This is a genomic window from Paenibacillus sp. SORGH_AS_0306 (assembly GCF_030819345.1).
In the GTDB taxonomy this organism is placed as follows: domain Bacteria; phylum Bacillota; class Bacilli; order Paenibacillales; family Paenibacillaceae; genus Saccharibacillus; species Saccharibacillus kyungheensis.
Window position 1 is genome coordinate 2,627,773 of record NZ_JAUTBP010000001.1, and the last position, 16,465, is coordinate 2,644,237.

Below are 16,465 nucleotides of genomic sequence, written 5' to 3' on the forward strand. Positions count from 1 at the left end.
CGGTCTCCACCCACCCCAGTCATCTTCAAAACCACCCCAAAACCATTACATTTGAGGAATAATCGCCAATACCAATTTCAAGAACTGATCACGTACACGATCAGCTGTCTCCATTACTTCATCATGAGATAACGGTTGATCCAAAATACCTGCTGCCATATTCGTAATACAAGAAATACCCAATACTTCGATCCCTGCATGACGCGCTACAATCGTTTCTGACACCGTAGACATTCCTACAGCATCTGCACCCAATGTACGCAACATCACGATCTCAGCAGGCGTTTCGTACGTTGGACCAAGCAATCCAGCATACACACCTTCTTGAACTTTCAATCCTTGTTGTGCTGCTGTTTCTTTGAATACAGCACGTAGACGACGGCTATACGCTTCAGACATATCAGGGAAACGTACACCCAGTGCAGAATCGTTCGGTCCGATCAATGGGTTGCGACCTGTCATATTCAAATGATCGCTAAGTACCATCAGATCACCTGGCTCGTAAGAAGTATTTACGCCACCCGCTGCATTGGTAACCAGCAATGTAGAGATTCCCAATTCTTTCATGACACGTACAGGGAATGCTGTTACTTCCGGGCCGTATCCTTCATACATATGGAAGCGACCTTTCATCATCACTACAGGGCGACCTTGAATCGTACCTAGTAACAATTCGCCTTCATGACCTTCTACTGTCGATACAGGGAAATGTGGAATATGATGATAATCAATCGCTACGCTATCTTCGATCAAATCTGCTAAAATACCTAATCCTGAACCCAAAATCAATCCGATTTCTGGTTTGATATCACTTTGACTACGAATATAAGCAGCTGCTTCTTGAATCGTTGCTTGTGTAATAGTTGTCATTACTATATCCTCCTTGAATATCTATTCATTTATAAAATGACTGCAAGCCACTATATACATAGTCGTCTGCATGTTATTTTAATTTATCTAAAAAGCTTTCTCCATGCAATGGACCACCTGTTCTAAAATTATCTGCAATCGTGGCACCAATATCACTATACGTAGCCCGAATCCCTAGATCCGTACCCGGTTGAAGAGATGGACTATAGACTAACAAAGGTACATACTCGCGTGTATGATCGGTTCCTTTGTGCACTGGATCATTACCATGATCTGCGGTAATAATCAGCAAATCTTGTTCACCTATAGCAGATAACATATCAGGTAAAGCTTGATCGAATTGTTCTAATGCTCTAGCGTATCCTTGCGGATCACGACGATGTCCGTATAACGAATCAAAATCAATCAGATTGGTAAATAACAATCCGTTAAAGTCCTGTCGCAACAAGTTGGTTGTCACTTGAATCCCATTTTCATTTCCTTTGGTCGGATGGGTTGCTGTGATGCCGTGACCTGAGAAAATATCGTTGATTTTGCCGACTGAAATAACATCATAGCCAAAGTTCTGCAATGTATTCAATACAGTAGGTTCTGGTGGATTCACCGCAAAATCACGACGATTGGCGGTACGCACAAATTGTCCGGGTTCCCCGCGATAAGGACGAGCAATAATACGTCCAACAGAATGTTCAGGCGACATGGTCAGTTGACGTGCGATTTTGCAAGCTTCATACAATTTATTTAGTGGAATAATATCTTCATGAGCCGCTATCTGCATCACACTGTCGGCAGAAGTATAAATGATCCATGCTCCACTTTTCATCTGTTCTTCGCCATATTGTTCGATCATATCTAACCCTGCACCCGATTTGTTACCGATTACACGTCTACCGGTAAGCTTTTCGAGTTCAGTGATAAGATCCTGAGGGAACCCATGCGGATACGTATTAAATGGAGAACTAATCTGTAAGCCCATCATTTCCCAATGACCGGTCATCGTATCTTTGCCGATCGACGTTTGTGCCATTTTGCCATAATACGCTTGTGGTTGTTCTACCGGTTCCAATGGTGATAAAGACGTAATATTTGCGAGTCCCAATTGTTGCAAGTGAGGGATCTTAATATCTGGAACTTGTTCCAAAATGTGACCTAATGTATGTGCACCTTTATCACCGAATTTCGATGCATCAGGTAATTCACCGATACCTACACTATCCATTACAATAACGCTAATACGTTTAAACCGTGTGTCTGATTGTGTCATGATCAATGCCTCCCTATTCTGTGGTGAATCAGGTTACATTGGCACGTGGATGGTGAGCTTCATACACATCTTTCATATTCTTTTTGGATACCTGTGTGTAAATCTGAGTCGTCGAAATATCAGCATGTCCTAACATTTCTTGTACTGAACGCAAGTCGGCTCCGCTCTCCAACAGATGAGTCGCAAAAGAATGACGCAACGTATGAGGTGTAATATCTGCTTCTATTCCAGCTTCACGAGCATACTTTTTGATAATTTTCCAAAAGCCTTGTCGTGTAAGTCTTGTGCCAAGCTGATTCACAAAGAGTGCCAGTTCTTCAGGATGATTACGAATGAGTTGCTGGCGACCCTGTTCTATATATTCACCTACACGCTTCGCTGTGACACCTGTGATCGGAATAATCCGTTCTTTGCCTGCATTATTCGCACAGCGCAAAAACTTCAAATCCAGACGCACATCATCGACATTGACCGATATTAATTCAGAAACGCGTATACCTGTAGCATACAACATTTCTAACATAGCACGATCACGTCTGCCTTGCGGTGATTGACGGTCAGGAGCATCGATTAAATGCCCTACTTGTTCGATCGTCATCACATTCGGTAGACGCTTTTCTGCTTTGGGCGCTTCCATATGTACTGAAGGATCTTGCTGAATAATCCCTTCTCTTACAAGATGATGACAAAATGAACGAATTGAAACAGTCATCCGCGTAATCGTGGACGATGCTCTTCCCATTTGTCTCATTTCTCCTAAAAAAAGAGCGATATGTGTTTTACGAATTTGATCCGGCGTTTGTAAATCGCGCTGTTTTGCAAATTCTAGAAATTGATTTAAATCACGTTGGTACGATTCTAGGGTATTTCGAGATAGTGCTTTTTCTTCGGCTAAATAGCGGATAAACGTCTGCAAATATTCATTCATCGGAAATCAGGTCCCTTCATAGGAATGGTTACGGCAAAAAGACTCTCTCCCGAACAGCCAAATATCGGGCGAGAGTCTCTGGTATCCATTTTAGTTGTCAGGTTGTTCGTCTTGATTGCTATCGTTTTTGTCTTTGCAACGGTAGCAAATTCCGTAAAAGTCGAGTCTATGGTCCAGAACCGTAAAATCGAATTCTTTATCCAGTCGTTCTTCGAGTGGTCCTAGCCAATCTTCGCGGATCTCATCCATACTTCCGCATTGCACACATATAAGATGATGATGATGGTGCTTGCTGGTGTCGGTACGCAAATCATATCGCGCTACACCGTCACCGAAGTTGATTTTTTCCACGACATGCAGTTCACTCAGAAGTTCAAGGGTACGGTACACAGTGGCAAGACCGATTTCGGGAGCTTTTTGCTTCACTAACATGAAGACATCCTCTGCACTTAGATGATCTTCTTCATTCTCAAGAAGCACTCGAACGGTGGCTTCCCGCTGGGGCGTTAATTTATAACCTTTGGATTGCAATTGTTGTTTAATTTTATCGATCCGTGCTTCCATTCTATACCTCCCCCTGTGGAAATCACTGCATCGTGTAAATGCTCACTTCTATTATTATAGGGGGAATTCTTTGACAAAGTCAAACTTTTTAGAACAGGTGTGTCTGCTTGCAATTCAAAGCAAATCCCTAAGTTTATCACGTCAATATGCTATGATGTTACTTCTTCATGACTTTGCCATATGTTCCGCCACCACCGGAGCTTAACAGCAATTCGCCACTGCGCGCTTGAACAATCGACAAAGCTATTTCAGTACCTACAATATCGGTGAGTTGTTGAGTCGAACTCTGGTGCAATATATTCATCTCTGTCCCAAATTCAGCCAGCAATCGATTCATCTTCGCAGGCCCTAAGCCCGGAATAAATGAAAGGGGCACCTGATAATGATATGGAGGACGCTTAGCATCAACAATCGATTGTTCTCGATCTGCAATCTGAAGAATCCGATCCATCACACCTACTGTTAATTTGGTACTACCACAATAAGGGCAACGCTCAATAGCCGGTGAAGCATCATCAATAATGCTATTACAGTTCATACAGTACGTACGATGGTATTTGCCGAGTCTAGGATCTAGTCCATAATTCGCAACAATATGACGTCCTTCTTCTCCGCGTAATACCGATACCCATTCATCAAAACTTGCTTCACGCATCGCAAAAATATTGTATTCCCGTCCAATTTTGCCAAGTGAATGCGCATCTGAATTAGTCAGTAGCGGATAGCGATCAAGTTCACTAATATAACTCGACATCGTAGTGTCGGCACTTAACCCCAGTTCTCCACCATCTATTTGATTCAAATCTAACACTTCACTCATACGTGCTACCGTACTTCCGTAGATTCCTTTATGCGGAGTAAACATATGCGCAGGCATAAAAATACCGTTACGTTGTTTCACTTGCTTCTGTAATTCGTGAAACGATACATGCAGACGCTGTGAACTTAGCTGGACATTTTTCATATGCTTGCTCATCCATTGACTAAAGTCAGTGATCGTCGCTAGATCACGAAAATAGACCAGTACATGGGCTTCATGATAACCCGGTTCACGTATCTCAATCTCTGAACCCAGTAAAATGGTTGTATCCTTATAGCGAATACCTCCACCGGGCACTTCGACCATTTCACCGCTAGCGATATAGTTGCGGATATCTTGCTGTACACCGGGAGAATGACAATCGATAATTCCAGTTAATCCGATTCCTTTGCGTTCTGAAGATTCTTTGGCGATATTAGCAAAAGTCAGATTACGGCTACCACTGATCTTCACCGGTTGTCCATCTTCACTTCTACCGATATGAATATGAAGATCAGCGTAGACAGATTGCAATTCACTCACAGACTTGGTTTGCCTGTCACTTTGATTAGATGCCAAGCTTGTACCGCAATAATCGTCTTCGCATCGCTAATACGTCCATCACGAATCTGTTCATATGCTTCTTCCAGTGTAATCTCTGTCACTTCCAGAAATTCATCGTCATCTGGATTGAGCTCACCTGCTTCTAGATTTTCAGCAAGGTATAAATGAATGATCTCATCTGCAAATCCTGGTGATGTATAAAAGGAATTCAGCAAGGTCACTTGATCACAGCGATAGCCTGTTTCTTCTGCCAGTTCACGCTTGATCGCTTCTTCCGGTTGTTCCCCTTTTTCCAATTTACCAGCAGGAATTTCCACTTCTGTCCGACCTAATGCTTGACGATATTGCTCTACGACTAACATACGATCATTGTGAATCGCCAATACAGCTACTGCTCCCGGATGACGAACAATCTCGCGCTTACTGGTATTGCCATTAGGAAGTTGTACAGTATCCACTTGTAAAGAGATTACTTTCCCTTCAAAGATAGATTCGGTGGACAGTGTGATTTCGTCTAATGCTTTGTTCGCTGTCATCTCAATTCCTCCACTTATCGTTTATCGTTCAATACGTTGGTTGTTTTATTTCCACTCTGTTAATTGAGCAGTCTCACGTACAATTTCTGTTACTAGATGGGCTGCACGAATCAATTCGTCTTTGTGAATACGCTCATCTGTTGTATGAATAAATTCGTAGCCTACCGCTAGATTCGCTGTCGGAATCCCAAAGCTATTGAAAATATTCGCGTCACTACCGCCACCTGTATGAAAAATATCGTTAGGTACGCCTAGCTTGCTCGCTGCACGTTGCGCCAGTTGTACTACTGCATCGTCTTCTGTAAATTTGAACCCTGGATAGACGATAACACTTTGAAATTTACCGGTCGCTCCAAAATCGGCACATGTGCTCTCTAAAGATTGCTTCATAGCCGCTAATTGCACTTCTACTTTTTCATGTACAAGACTGCGTGCTTCTGCTTCCAAGCGTGCATAATCACAGATTACATTGGTTGCTTCGCCGCCTTCAAATTTACCAATATTCGCAGTCGTCTCATGATCGATCCGTCCTAATTTCATCCGTGAGATTGCTTTGCCAGCCACTTGAATTGCACTAATGCCATCTTCAGGATTTACCCCTGCATGAGCAGACTTGCCAAAAATCTCCATGACAATGCGTGCTTGAGTAGGTGCAGCCACAGCAATCGTGCCTACTGTTCCATTGGAATCAAGCGCATAGCCAAAGTCAGCATCGACCAAAGATGAATCCATTGAACGTGCACCCATCAGACCTGATTCTTCACCCGCAGTAATAATCAGTTGAATCTGTCCATGCTCGATTTGTTGTTCTTTTAATACACGAATCATTTCAAAAAGAGCAGCGATGCCTGCTTTGTCATCTGCACCTAGAATCGTATCGGTAGAGCTTGTAATATAACCAGCTTCATCGATAACCGGTACGATACCAATACCCGGCTTAACTGTATCCATATGAGAAGTGAAAAATAATTTAGGGATTGCTTTGTCTGTATTAGCAGGCAATGTTGCAATCAAATTCCCTGCCGCATGACCGGTCTTAGCAGCAGATTCGTCTTCAATCACCGTGAATCCAAGAGCGATTAGCTTTTCAGTCAAATGATCGGCTATTGCACGTTCTTGTTTAGTTTCACTATCAATTTGGACAAGCTCTTTAAATTCTTCTATTAAACGAGATTCAGATATCACAATATTCGCCCCTTTGAGTTTACGTAAATATACACATATTCGCGTACTTCCTTTTGCAAAATAGCCTTATAATCGGTATGATGAGATGGATTGGTACATGTACCAATCCCTATTTTACAGACATAAAGGAGTACGCTTATGGAAAAGAAAAAATGGTTCAAAGTCTTTATTTATATCATGTTGATTGCAATGGTCGGTTCTACTCTACTGATGGTCATTCAACCGTTTTTATAAGGATAATGGTTCGTCCGGCTGTGCATACTCAAAATGGCGCATAAAATGTGGCAAAATCTCCTGTGCCACTTGCTCAACTGTAAATGTACGGCCGGTAATATCCTCAAGCGAAGTCACTCCATATTGCTCGATGCCACATGGAACTATACCGCTAAACCCTTCATTTTGAATCCCCGAAGAAATATTAAACGCAAATCCATGACTGGTAATAAACCCTTTGCGATGACGACATTTATTAAATTTAATGCCTATCGCAGCGATTTTGAGATCACCGATCCATACGCCGGTGTATTCTTCTTTGCGTCCAGCTTCAATACCCTGCTCTGCTAAATAATCAATAATAACTTGTTCCAGTGTTCTCAAATATCGATGAGGATCGATGCCTTTGGCGGCATCCAGTAGCAGAATCGGATAACCGACCAACTGCCCTGGGCCATGGTATGTAATATCACCGCCTCGATCAATCTGAAACAGTGTAATGCCTCGCTCTGCCAGCTCTTGTTCATTCCATAATAAATGTTCTGGATGACGCTGAGAACCGATAGTATACGTCGGTGGATGCTGAAGAAGCAGAAGGTGTTCCTCTTGCTCACCGGCATCAATCCCGCGAACAATCTCCTTCTGCTTCTCCCACGCTTGCGCGTAATCCATCGAGGGCGTATAGGAGACTTGAATGAATTTACTCATATGCAGACACGTCCCTTCCCTGATGACTATTCTATTGTAGTGTACCTTTATCTTAATTTACCGTATTGAGGTTCTTAATACAACTTTGTATCGGTATTATAGCTTTCTAAGTTGTCTTTGACACGTTGTAAGAAACGCCCACAGATAACCCCATCTAGAATACGATGATCTAAGGATAGACACAGATTCGCCATTGAACGAACGGCAATCATATCGTTAATAACAACAGGTTTTTTGACAATCGATTCAAATGTCAAAATCGCTGCTTGTGGATAGTTAATAATCGGATACGATAAAATCGAACCAAATGAACCTGTATTATTCACTGTAAATGTACCACCCTGCATATCATCCAATTTGAGCTTACCATCACGTGTACGGCGTGCCAAATCTTCAACTTCATGGGCAAGACCAGCGATATTTTTTTGATCTGCTTTGTGAATAACAGGCGTCATCACTGAATCTTCTGTACCTACAGCAAGCGCAATATTGATATCGCGTTTGACGATAATTTTATCAACTGCCCAGACAGAGTTCATAATTGGATAATCTTTAATCGCATTGACTACCGCTTTGAGCAAGAACGATAGATAGGTTAAATTGATGCCTTCTTTACGTTTAAATTCATCTTTTACTTTGTTGCGTAACATAACTAGATTTGTTACATCGACTTCAATCATGGTCCATGCATGTGGAATCTCGGATACACTTTGACGCATATTACGTGCAATCGCATTACGAAGAGGCGTAACATTGATCAAATGCTCGCTTTGACCCAATTGATTCGCTTGATCTTCTTCCATAACGATTTTAGGAATAGCTGGTGTCTCTGATAAATGAATACCGGAGTGACGTACTTCATATTCAGTAGAAGATGTCGGCATATTTGCGGCTGTTGGTGCTGTTGTATTGCTAGCTGTTGAAGGTGCTTGCTGTGCTGCATTGCTATTATTCGAAACAGGTGTAGCTGTTGGTGTATGAGCTGTTCCATTATCCAATGCTTTGAGCACATCACGACGAGTAACACGTCCACCTGCTCCTGTACCTTGAATACCGGATAGATTCACATTATGTTCTGCTGCAAGAGACTGGACAGCAGGTGAATATCGTCCACTCATTGATCCATTATTAGAACTTTGAGCTGTTGCCGGACGTGCAGATGGTGTAGATGCTACAGATAATGTTGATTGAGAAGTAGCTGGTGTTGCTAACGTCTCCGCAGGTAGATCATCATGCACTGTAATTTCAGGTGAAGCTGGAGAAATATCTTCTGTAGTCGCAGATGGTGCTTGCTCGGTATGAATCTGACAGATCACTTCACCGACAGCTACTTCCTGACCTTCTAATGCAATAATATCGCCCATAATACCTTCTAATACAGAAGGAATCTCAGCGTTGACTTTATCGGTAATCACTTCACAGATCGGTTCATATTGATCTACAGATTCGCCTGGTTGTTTGAGCCATTTGGCAATCGTTGCAGATACAAGAGATTCCGCAAGTTGTGGCATTACCACATCTGTCGGATTTCCTTTTGCAGACATATCATTTCACTCCTAAAGGATTAGATATTTTGCTATGCAAACATCTTCTCACAATTTGTATAGTTACGCTGATGGCATCAACACATCAACACATCAGCGTTAAAGTCATTCGTTCATTTTAAAATAAAGCTAGATCACGCATAGCTGTTTTTACTTTATCTTTGTTCAACATAAAGAATTTCTCTTGCGGTGGATTGATAGGCATTGGTGGTGTATCCGGTCCAGCAAGACGACGAATAGGCGCATCTAGTTCGAATAAACATTCTTCTGCGATAATAGCCGCAACTTCTCCGCCTACACCGCCTGTTAGATTATCTTCATGCACAATCAATACTTTACCAGTATGACGAGCAGCATCAATAATTGCTTGACGATCTAACGGTTGAATCGTACGCAGATCCAGAACATGACTGGTAATGCCATCTTCTTGTTCTAACTCTTCTGCCGCTTGCATAATAAAGTGTAACGGTAAGCTATAACTAATCACTGTAATATCATCGCCTGAACGTAGCAGATTCGCTTCACCGATTGGCACAACATAATCATCATCAGGTACATCACCTTTGATTAGTTTGTAACATTTTTTATTTTCAAAAAAGAGTACTGGATCAGGGTCACGAACAGCGGCTTTCAATAGACCTTTAGCATCATAAGCCGAATAAGGTGCTACAATCTTCAATCCTGCTGTACCAAAAAATACTGATTCCATACACTGAGAATGGTAAAGACCTCCGAATACGCCACCCCCGATAGGAGCACGTACCACTAATGGACAACTCCAATCGTTATTGGAACGGTAACGAATTTTGGCAGCTTCACTAATAATCTGATTCGTTGCTGGTAACATAAAATCAGAATATTGCATCTCTGCGATAGGCTTCATCCCGTACATCGCTGCTCCGATAGCTACACCTGCGATAGCAGATTCTGCAAGCGGTGTATCCATTACACGATCTTCTCCAAATTGTTCCTGCAATCCTTTGGTGGTTGTAAATACGCCACCTTTAAGTCCTACATCTTCTCCCAAAACAAATACATTATCGTCCAGCGCCATTTCTTCTTTCATTGCCAGACGAATTGCATCGATATATTCCATCATAGCCATTACTGATTACCCTCCTCATCGCCTGCAAACACATGCAGCAATGTATCTTCAGCGCGCGGATAAGGGGCATTGTCCGCATATTCCGTAGCTTCTTTCATAATTTGAACGTATTCTTTGCTTAATTCTGCATCTTGCTCTTCTGTCCAAATACCACAATCCATCAGGTATTTTTTATAACGAGGCAAGCTATCTTTTTTCCAGTTCTCATCTACTTCTTCTTGAGTACGATAAGCCAGATCATTATCTGATGTAGAGTGTGGAGACAGACGATATAACATCGCTTCAATCAAAGTAGGGCCTTCACCATTGATCGCACGTTCACGCGCTTCTTTGGTAACACGATATACTTCAAGCACATCATTACCATCTACTTGTACACCCGGGAATCCATAACCTAATGCACGATCGCTGATTTTACCACTGATCTGCTTATGTGCAGGTACAGAGATCGCATACTGGTTATTTTGACACATCATAATAACTGGCAATTTATGTACGCCAGCAAAGTTACAGCCTTCGTGGAAATCACCTTGATTGCTTGACCCTTCACCAAATGTAACAAAAGAAACTAACTTTTTATTTTTCATTTTGGCTGCAAGTGCAACACCGACTGCATGAGGAACTTGAGTCGTTACCGGACTGGAACCTGTCACAATGCGTAGACGCTTGCTACCAAAGTGACCTGGCATTTGTCGTCCACCACTATTCGGATCTTCTGCTTTGGCAAACGCAGACAACATCAATTCACGCGCTGTCATACCGACAGATAGAACGAATCCATAATCACGATAATACGGTAAAAAATAATCTTCTTCCCGATCTAGAGCAAATGCAGCACCCACTTGCGCCGCTTCATGTCCTACACCGGATACGTGGAAATTGATTTTACCTGCACGTTGTAATAAATGACAACGTTCGTCGAATTTACGTGCCAAAAGCATATATTTGTACATCTCGATTGCTTGAGCATCGGTCAATCCTATTTGTTCATGTCTAGTTTGTTGGTCAATAGTACCTTCCGCTTTCATAGCAGGTACCTCCTTAAAATTAGATAAGCTTTATAGCGAAGCTAGCTTGTCTTTTTGATTAAAATAGAAGATTGTACAATACGTGTCCGTCACTACAACAACCTTTGATCAGTTATTTTAAGCTACTGGAACAGATTATTCAACAATCAGGTTGTTCGACTTCAAGTACAGGTTAATGCTTGTCTTAAAACCTGGTACTAAGACTTGAGCCTAAACCTATTATAATCACATCACGGACAAAAAGAAAAGACGGATTTCTCCATCTTCGCTTATAAATCGTTATATTTAGTGTCAAAAAGAGTAGAATTGAGATTACATTCCGATAGATTTACCATCTACAGCTAACATTGCTTCACCCAAAATTTCGGCAAGTGTCGGATGAGCATGAACCGTCTGAGCAACTTCCCACGGCGTGGCATCAAGGAATTGCGCCAGTGCCGCTTCGCTAATCAAGTCGGTCGCTTGTGGTCCTATAATCTGAACGCCGAGCAGATCATCTGTCTTGCGATCGGCGATCACTTTCACAAAACCGTCACTTTCTCCATAGACTAGAGCTTTACCGATCGCTTTGAAAGGAAACTTGCCTACTTTGACATCTATTCCTTGCGCTGTTGCTTCTTGTTCTGTAATACCTGTACTTGCCACTTCCGGACGTGTATAAACGCAACGGGAAACTTGAAGCGGATTGTAGTGAACCTCTTCTCCGCAAATATGATTCACTGCTGCGATACCTTCATGACTGGCTGCATGTGCTAATTGAAGCCCGCCAATGACATCGCCGATTGCATAAATATGTGATTCTGTAGTCTGCATTTTGTTATTGACTTTGATAAATCCGTTCACGATCTGTACATCGGTATTAGCAAGTCCGATCGTTTCGGCATTGGCTTGGCGACCGATCGATACCAGTACTTTGGATACGGTTAACACATGCTCTTGTTCTTGATGACGGATCGTAATTGATAGTTGCTGTTGATCCGATGCAGGTGCATATGTATCTGTAAGCAAAGTCGCTTCTGTATAAATAGTTACTCCGCGTTTTTCGAGCAATTTACGCAATTCGCGAGCTACTTCTTGATCTTCAGCAGGTAGAATTTGAGAAGCCGCTTCAACCACAGTAATCTTCACACCAAAATCACTTAACATCGAAGCCCATTCCATTCCGATCACACCGCCACCGACAATTAACATCGATTCAGGCAATGATTCCAATTGAAGCGCATGATCACTATTCAGAATAAGTTGACCGTCTGCTTCAAGTCCTGGAAGAGCACGAGGACGAGACCCTGTAGCGATAATTAGATTTTTGGAGACGACCGTTTCCATTTCGCCATCTTCATACTCGACAGCAACTGCTCCACTTTGCGGAGAAAAGATAGAAGGCCCGATTACACGTCCTTTACCTTGAACAACTTTGATTTTATTTTTACGCATCAAATACTGTACACCTTGATGCAATTGATCGACAATACCTTGCTTACGAGCTTGTACTTTGGCAAATTGTAATGTGATATTGTCTGCTGCGATGCCATAGTCTTCGCTTTCTTGCATAAGTGCAAACACCTCTGCACTACGCAGTAAGCTTTTGCTTGGAATACAGCCGCGATGTAGACAAGTTCCGCCTAATTTATCCTGTTCAATAATCACTACTTCTTTCCCTAATTGAGCCGCACGAATCGCAGCCACATAGCCACCTGTTCCTCCACCTAGTATTGCAATATCACAATTAATCGTCATCGTTAACAGTCACTCTCTTTTCTATATCTATATACAGTACTATTGCGTTAAAATGAGTTTTTTATAATTTTCGTTTTAAAATAAGCATTGATTCTGCACCTTTTTGAAAAATATAAGGCGTCGGCTTTTCTTCGCTTATCCATTCTCCTGCACTTGCTGTAAAGATCGCTTCTTCTATAAAAGAAACACGTTCTCCTTGCAGATTGACTAACGGAAAAATGCGTATTTCTTGAGTAGTTACACGCATCATCTCACGCAAACATTGAATATGAAACGACAAATCTAACCGATCTGCATACATAAACAAAAAATGAGCAGACAAAGTCAAATCTACAGACTTATCCGGTAATGGTAACTGTGGCAAAGTAGCCGAAATATAACGTTGGTCATACTGTGCTCGATCCTGACAGAACGTTTCCAGTGCAAATAGTCGTGTATTGCCTAATTGCTCTATCGTTCCCATCATCGTCCAGTCATATTCATGATGTGCTATCTGCATATGTTCTAACATATGGGCAATATCTTGTGTTCCTTTAGCGTGCAGAGCATCAGTATCAAATGTATACGCGATATCTGTAGCTATCACATCCAACCCATACTTTGAAGCTTTAGCTGTAAACGAGCATGCACCTGCCGGACAATCCAATATTCGTCGTCCTTGCAACTGCTTTTCGGTTAGATCAAACATGGACATATACTCGTTGTACGTTCTGCCTATAAATATAATCCGATCTAAATGAAGACCACCTGCATGTACCTTCTCACTCATCTCAGCTCAATTCCTTTCTCAGCTCAACTATGCTCGGCTCATCTACCATTTTGGTGCAACCTCTATGTTGCCCGTCTATTTTAACATATCTATAGCTACAAGTCTGCTCAGTTCTTATGCTGCTGCGCTCATTACCGTACTGCACAGCCTGTTCATGATGTTCAATGATACACAGATGCAGGAAATGATTGAACGGCTGCAAAGTATCGAGACTATTCAGCAACTTTGTATATGGTTATTCATTTTAGGTATCCAAAGGAGAGCTGATTCATGAACACTACCGTCAAGAACATAATACATTATGATTTACAAATGAGGCGATTTTGACCCACTTATAGGAGCAGCCTGCTTCCTTATTTCATGAGGAAACAGGCTGCTCCTATGCTACGATATCGGCAACAGTTGCTCATCTGTATGTGGTCGATCATATATAAATGCAAAAAAAGAATGCCGCCGCATCCTATGGTTGAAGAGCTATAATCAATTCTTGATTGAACTATTTTAGCATATCATAATGTGGGGTCGGCATAGAATGAATAATTATATATAAAAAATCCTCTAAACTGTGGAATAGACCACAATTCAGAGGATTTTCGTTGAGAGAGATTATACTATAATTACGTCCAAAAGCGAAGTAGATCAATAATCCTACCAACAACCAGATAAAGAACACGATCCCAATTAATGCTGTAAGGCGAATCATTAGGTATAAACAGAGGCAATAGTTCTTAACTGGCTCACTTGATTCAGTTTAATCATTTACTCGTAATCGGTCATAAATTATTGATACCAGACAGCTACAATTTAGGACTGCGATTGGACAGTGAGCATGTTGTAGTGAATATGGAGATTATGGAACTTCTACAGCGTTAGCTCAAGCTGGCAATTTCCTTAAATTCAGCTTTTTGATCTAACGGACAGGACAACTCATAGCAACGCAGTATCTTCTCTCCTTGTAGCTCAAAAATAGCAATTAGCTCCACCTGTCCACGCTTGCCGTTTTTCTTTTCCACATCGACTGTATAACGTAAAGTGGCTGTTTGTAACGGTTCGTCATATACATAATGGGTAAATGGCGAAATTTGTACAGATTGTAACTCTTGTCGTAGCATACGAATATGATGCTTAAATTCCGCTAGATCACTACGTACACCATCGGTAACCTGTACGTATTCTGGTACAAAATACTGATCAATACAGGTATCATCCATACCGATAACAATATCGCGGTACATTTCGTTTAAAAATATCATTGCTTCGGATTTGTTTAATTGTCTAATCATTGTGTAATCCTCCAGTTTGTATAAAAGTGATTTATCTATATTTCATTAGATGCGCGCGTTTTTGTACATTCAGGCAGATTCAGCTACTAAGCCATATCGATATCAAATATCAAAGTCATTATATATACTCTGTCCACGTATGCAAAAAGCGAATAATTGTAGACAGTTCTCCCTCATCAAACTGACTAAACAACTGCTCATATTGTTCCAGTAGACGATCATGAAGTCGTTCATGAATGGTGGCGAGCTGCTCGCCTGTTGGTGTAAGTGTATAATAGACTTCTTTCAGATTATGGGGGCTGCGCACTTCTCGAATTAGCTCATGCTTCAGAAGTATAGCCGTCGCTTTTGTAACAGCTGGTCGTGAAATGCGTAATTGCTCAGCCAGATGCATATTATTTACCTCACCCTGTATGTGCAAAATAGACAATAGATGTAACTGCGTAATCGTCCATTTGCGAGTGGGCGCCTCCATCTCTGCTGCCATTTGTTCAGCCAGTTGCTGTTGTCGCTGTATATTATCTTCACGTTTCAACAATAGCTGCTCTACCGCTTGAAATGCTTTCTCATGCATTGAATTCATAACTGCACTCCTTTTTATATTATTAACCGGTTAATAATAATAGTTTACTGGTTAACAATATGTCTGTCAACCATGCTTTTTTGCCAGACTGTTCTACCTGTATGAGTTGTATAAACCATATCAAGCCAGTTCTCCTATCCAACTGATTATGAAATACAGTGGGTAGAAAAGCTGGCTTGTTATTGATCGGGATAGCTGTAAAGTAATAGTCTTATATCCGGTAGTTAACTATTCTATGCAATATATTCGTATCACAATGATGTGTTTACTCGTGATTTTTTTAGAAAAACTATTCGTATAGAGCATCACGTAAACGACTGGACATTTTGGGCTGTTGAGCATTCACTTTAAGCAATGCTGTACGCAGACGTTTATTTTCGGCAGACACGGTCTGTAACGTATGAAGTAATTGCTCAATTAAAGGAGCATCACCTGCTGTCCATTCTGATCGTGTTAACAACTCATTCAGTTGTTGTTCTAAAGAAATTCGCTCTTCTTCATTCATCGGTATTCTCCTCTGTCATACATTATTATTCATTATTGTGTATGTTGCTTGATCATCATTGGATTCTACCTAAAAGGTTATATCCACACCTTATCATATTTTACGATGACCGCTATTGTATATACTGTATCTGTAACATCAACAAACCGGGCAACAGTGTGCGCCCGGTTCAATACTAACAATAGATTAATACTTATCAGGTACATCAGTACCCTTTTATAGTTCCACAAATGATAATAATCGTCAATCTATTTACGTTACAGATAGATCAAGCTTGTTC

At 41.4% G+C, this 16,465-nt stretch carries 17 protein-coding genes; 1 reads left to right on the forward strand and 16 read right to left on the reverse strand.

Annotated features, from left to right (window positions below):
• Positions 1–45: 45 nt before the first annotated feature.
• From QE450_RS11370 to QE450_RS11400, 7 genes are all read right to left on the reverse strand, one after another.
• A complete protein-coding gene (locus QE450_RS11370) occupies positions 46–870 on the reverse strand; it encodes a purine-nucleoside phosphorylase (protein ID WP_204823471.1) in 825 nt (274 codons plus the stop codon).
• 73 nt (positions 871–943) lie between these two features.
• Positions 944–2,134, reverse strand: a complete 1,191-nt coding sequence (locus QE450_RS11375) for a phosphopentomutase (RefSeq protein WP_301263245.1) — start codon at positions 2,132–2,134, stop codon at positions 944–946.
• Between the two features lie 28 nt (positions 2,135–2,162).
• On the reverse strand, positions 2,163–3,062 hold the full coding sequence (xerD, locus tag QE450_RS11380) for a site-specific tyrosine recombinase XerD (protein ID WP_273612904.1): 900 nt from the start codon (positions 3,060–3,062) through the stop codon (positions 2,163–2,165).
• Positions 3,063–3,152: 90 nt separating this feature from the next.
• Entirely contained in the window at positions 3,153–3,626 is a 474-nt protein-coding gene (fur, locus tag QE450_RS11385) for a ferric iron uptake transcriptional regulator (RefSeq protein WP_273612905.1), read from the reverse strand.
• A 157-nt stretch (positions 3,627–3,783) separates the two neighbouring features.
• A complete protein-coding gene (locus QE450_RS11390) occupies positions 3,784–4,968 on the reverse strand; it encodes an endonuclease Q family protein (RefSeq protein WP_307299430.1) in 1,185 nt (394 codons plus the stop codon).
• Complete coding sequence (locus tag QE450_RS11395) at positions 4,965–5,525, reverse strand: NUDIX hydrolase (RefSeq protein WP_307299432.1); 561 nt, start codon at positions 5,523–5,525, stop codon at positions 4,965–4,967. Before QE450_RS11395 ends, QE450_RS11390 begins: the two co-directional genes overlap by 4 nt.
• A gap of 45 nt (positions 5,526–5,570) precedes the next feature.
• Positions 5,571–6,710, reverse strand: a complete 1,140-nt coding sequence (locus QE450_RS11400; RefSeq protein ID WP_307299434.1) for a M20/M25/M40 family metallo-hydrolase — start codon at positions 6,708–6,710, stop codon at positions 5,571–5,573.
• Positions 6,711–6,848: 138 nt separating this feature from the next.
• Here QE450_RS11400 and prli42 point away from each other — a divergent pair, with 138 nt between their 5' ends.
• Positions 6,849–6,944 carry a stressosome-associated protein Prli42 gene (prli42, locus tag QE450_RS11405; protein WP_137220660.1) on the forward strand — a complete coding sequence of 32 codons (96 nt, stop codon included), beginning with the start codon at positions 6,849–6,851 and terminating at the stop codon, positions 6,942–6,944.
• On the opposite strand, the gene lipB is transcribed toward prli42, so the two are convergent.
• From lipB to QE450_RS11450, 9 genes are all read right to left on the reverse strand, one after another.
• On the reverse strand, positions 6,939–7,631 hold the full coding sequence (gene lipB, locus QE450_RS11410) for a lipoyl(octanoyl) transferase LipB (RefSeq protein WP_273612909.1): 693 nt from the start codon (positions 7,629–7,631) through the stop codon (positions 6,939–6,941). The two genes, prli42 and lipB, sit on opposite strands and share 6 nt — an antisense overlap.
• A 74-nt stretch (positions 7,632–7,705) precedes the next feature.
• On the reverse strand, positions 7,706–9,175 hold the full coding sequence (locus QE450_RS11415) for a dihydrolipoamide acetyltransferase family protein (protein ID WP_307299436.1): 1,470 nt from the start codon (positions 9,173–9,175) through the stop codon (positions 7,706–7,708).
• Between the two features lie 118 nt (positions 9,176–9,293).
• Positions 9,294–10,280 carry an alpha-ketoacid dehydrogenase subunit beta gene (locus QE450_RS11420; protein ID WP_273612911.1) on the reverse strand — a complete coding sequence of 329 codons (987 nt, stop codon included), beginning with the start codon at positions 10,278–10,280 and terminating at the stop codon, positions 9,294–9,296.
• Complete coding sequence (locus QE450_RS11425; RefSeq protein WP_301263241.1) at positions 10,280–11,308, reverse strand: thiamine pyrophosphate-dependent dehydrogenase E1 component subunit alpha; 1,029 nt, start codon at positions 11,306–11,308, stop codon at positions 10,280–10,282. Before QE450_RS11425 ends, QE450_RS11420 begins: the two co-directional genes overlap by 1 nt.
• A gap of 312 nt (positions 11,309–11,620) precedes the next feature.
• Complete coding sequence (lpdA, locus tag QE450_RS11430; RefSeq protein ID WP_307299439.1) at positions 11,621–13,045, reverse strand: dihydrolipoyl dehydrogenase; 1,425 nt, start codon at positions 13,043–13,045, stop codon at positions 11,621–11,623.
• 61 nt (positions 13,046–13,106) lie between these two features.
• Entirely contained in the window at positions 13,107–13,814 is a 708-nt protein-coding gene (locus QE450_RS11435) for a class I SAM-dependent methyltransferase (protein WP_307299441.1), read from the reverse strand.
• Between the two features lie 869 nt (positions 13,815–14,683).
• A complete protein-coding gene (locus QE450_RS11440; protein ID WP_307299442.1) occupies positions 14,684–15,097 on the reverse strand; it encodes a nuclear transport factor 2 family protein in 414 nt (137 codons plus the stop codon).
• A 118-nt stretch (positions 15,098–15,215) separates the two neighbouring features.
• Positions 15,216–15,680 (reverse strand): MarR family transcriptional regulator, encoded by a 465-nt coding sequence (locus QE450_RS11445; RefSeq protein ID WP_307299444.1) that lies wholly within the window; start codon positions 15,678–15,680, stop codon positions 15,216–15,218.
• Positions 15,681–15,969: 289 nt separating this feature from the next.
• On the reverse strand, positions 15,970–16,185 hold the full coding sequence (locus QE450_RS11450; protein WP_307299446.1) for a hypothetical protein: 216 nt from the start codon (positions 16,183–16,185) through the stop codon (positions 15,970–15,972).
• Between the last annotated feature and the right edge of the window lie 280 nt (positions 16,186–16,465).

Coding starts and splice junctions, on each gene's coding strand:
- QE450_RS11440 (WP_307299442.1), bottom strand. CDS start 15,097: ATGATTAGACAATTAAACAAATCCGAAGCAATGATATTTTTAAACGAA.
- QE450_RS11375 (WP_301263245.1), bottom strand. CDS start 2,134: ATGACACAATCAGACACACGGTTTAAACGTATTAGCGTTATTGTAATG.
- QE450_RS11415 (WP_307299436.1), bottom strand. CDS start 9,175: ATGTCTGCAAAAGGAAATCCGACAGATGTGGTAATGCCACAACTTGCG.
- prli42 (WP_137220660.1), top strand. CDS start 6,849: ATGGAAAAGAAAAAATGGTTCAAAGTCTTTATTTATATCATGTTGATT.
- QE450_RS11370 (WP_204823471.1), bottom strand. CDS start 870: ATGACAACTATTACACAAGCAACGATTCAAGAAGCAGCTGCTTATATT.
- lipB (WP_273612909.1), bottom strand. CDS start 7,631: ATGAGTAAATTCATTCAAGTCTCCTATACGCCCTCGATGGATTACGCG.
- QE450_RS11395 (WP_307299432.1), bottom strand. CDS start 5,525: ATGACAGCGAACAAAGCATTAGACGAAATCACACTGTCCACCGAATCT.
- QE450_RS11435 (WP_307299441.1), bottom strand. CDS start 13,814: ATGAGTGAGAAGGTACATGCAGGTGGTCTTCATTTAGATCGGATTATA.
- QE450_RS11450 (WP_307299446.1), bottom strand. CDS start 16,185: ATGAATGAAGAAGAGCGAATTTCTTTAGAACAACAACTGAATGAGTTG.
- lpdA (WP_307299439.1), bottom strand. CDS start 13,045: ATGACGATTAATTGTGATATTGCAATACTAGGTGGAGGAACAGGTGGC.
- fur (WP_273612905.1), bottom strand. CDS start 3,626: ATGGAAGCACGGATCGATAAAATTAAACAACAATTGCAATCCAAAGGT.
- QE450_RS11420 (WP_273612911.1), bottom strand. CDS start 10,280: ATGGCTATGATGGAATATATCGATGCAATTCGTCTGGCAATGAAAGAA.
- QE450_RS11445 (WP_307299444.1), bottom strand. CDS start 15,680: ATGAATTCAATGCATGAGAAAGCATTTCAAGCGGTAGAGCAGCTATTG.
- xerD (WP_273612904.1), bottom strand. CDS start 3,062: ATGAATGAATATTTGCAGACGTTTATCCGCTATTTAGCCGAAGAAAAA.
- QE450_RS11425 (WP_301263241.1), bottom strand. CDS start 11,308: ATGAAAGCGGAAGGTACTATTGACCAACAAACTAGACATGAACAAATA.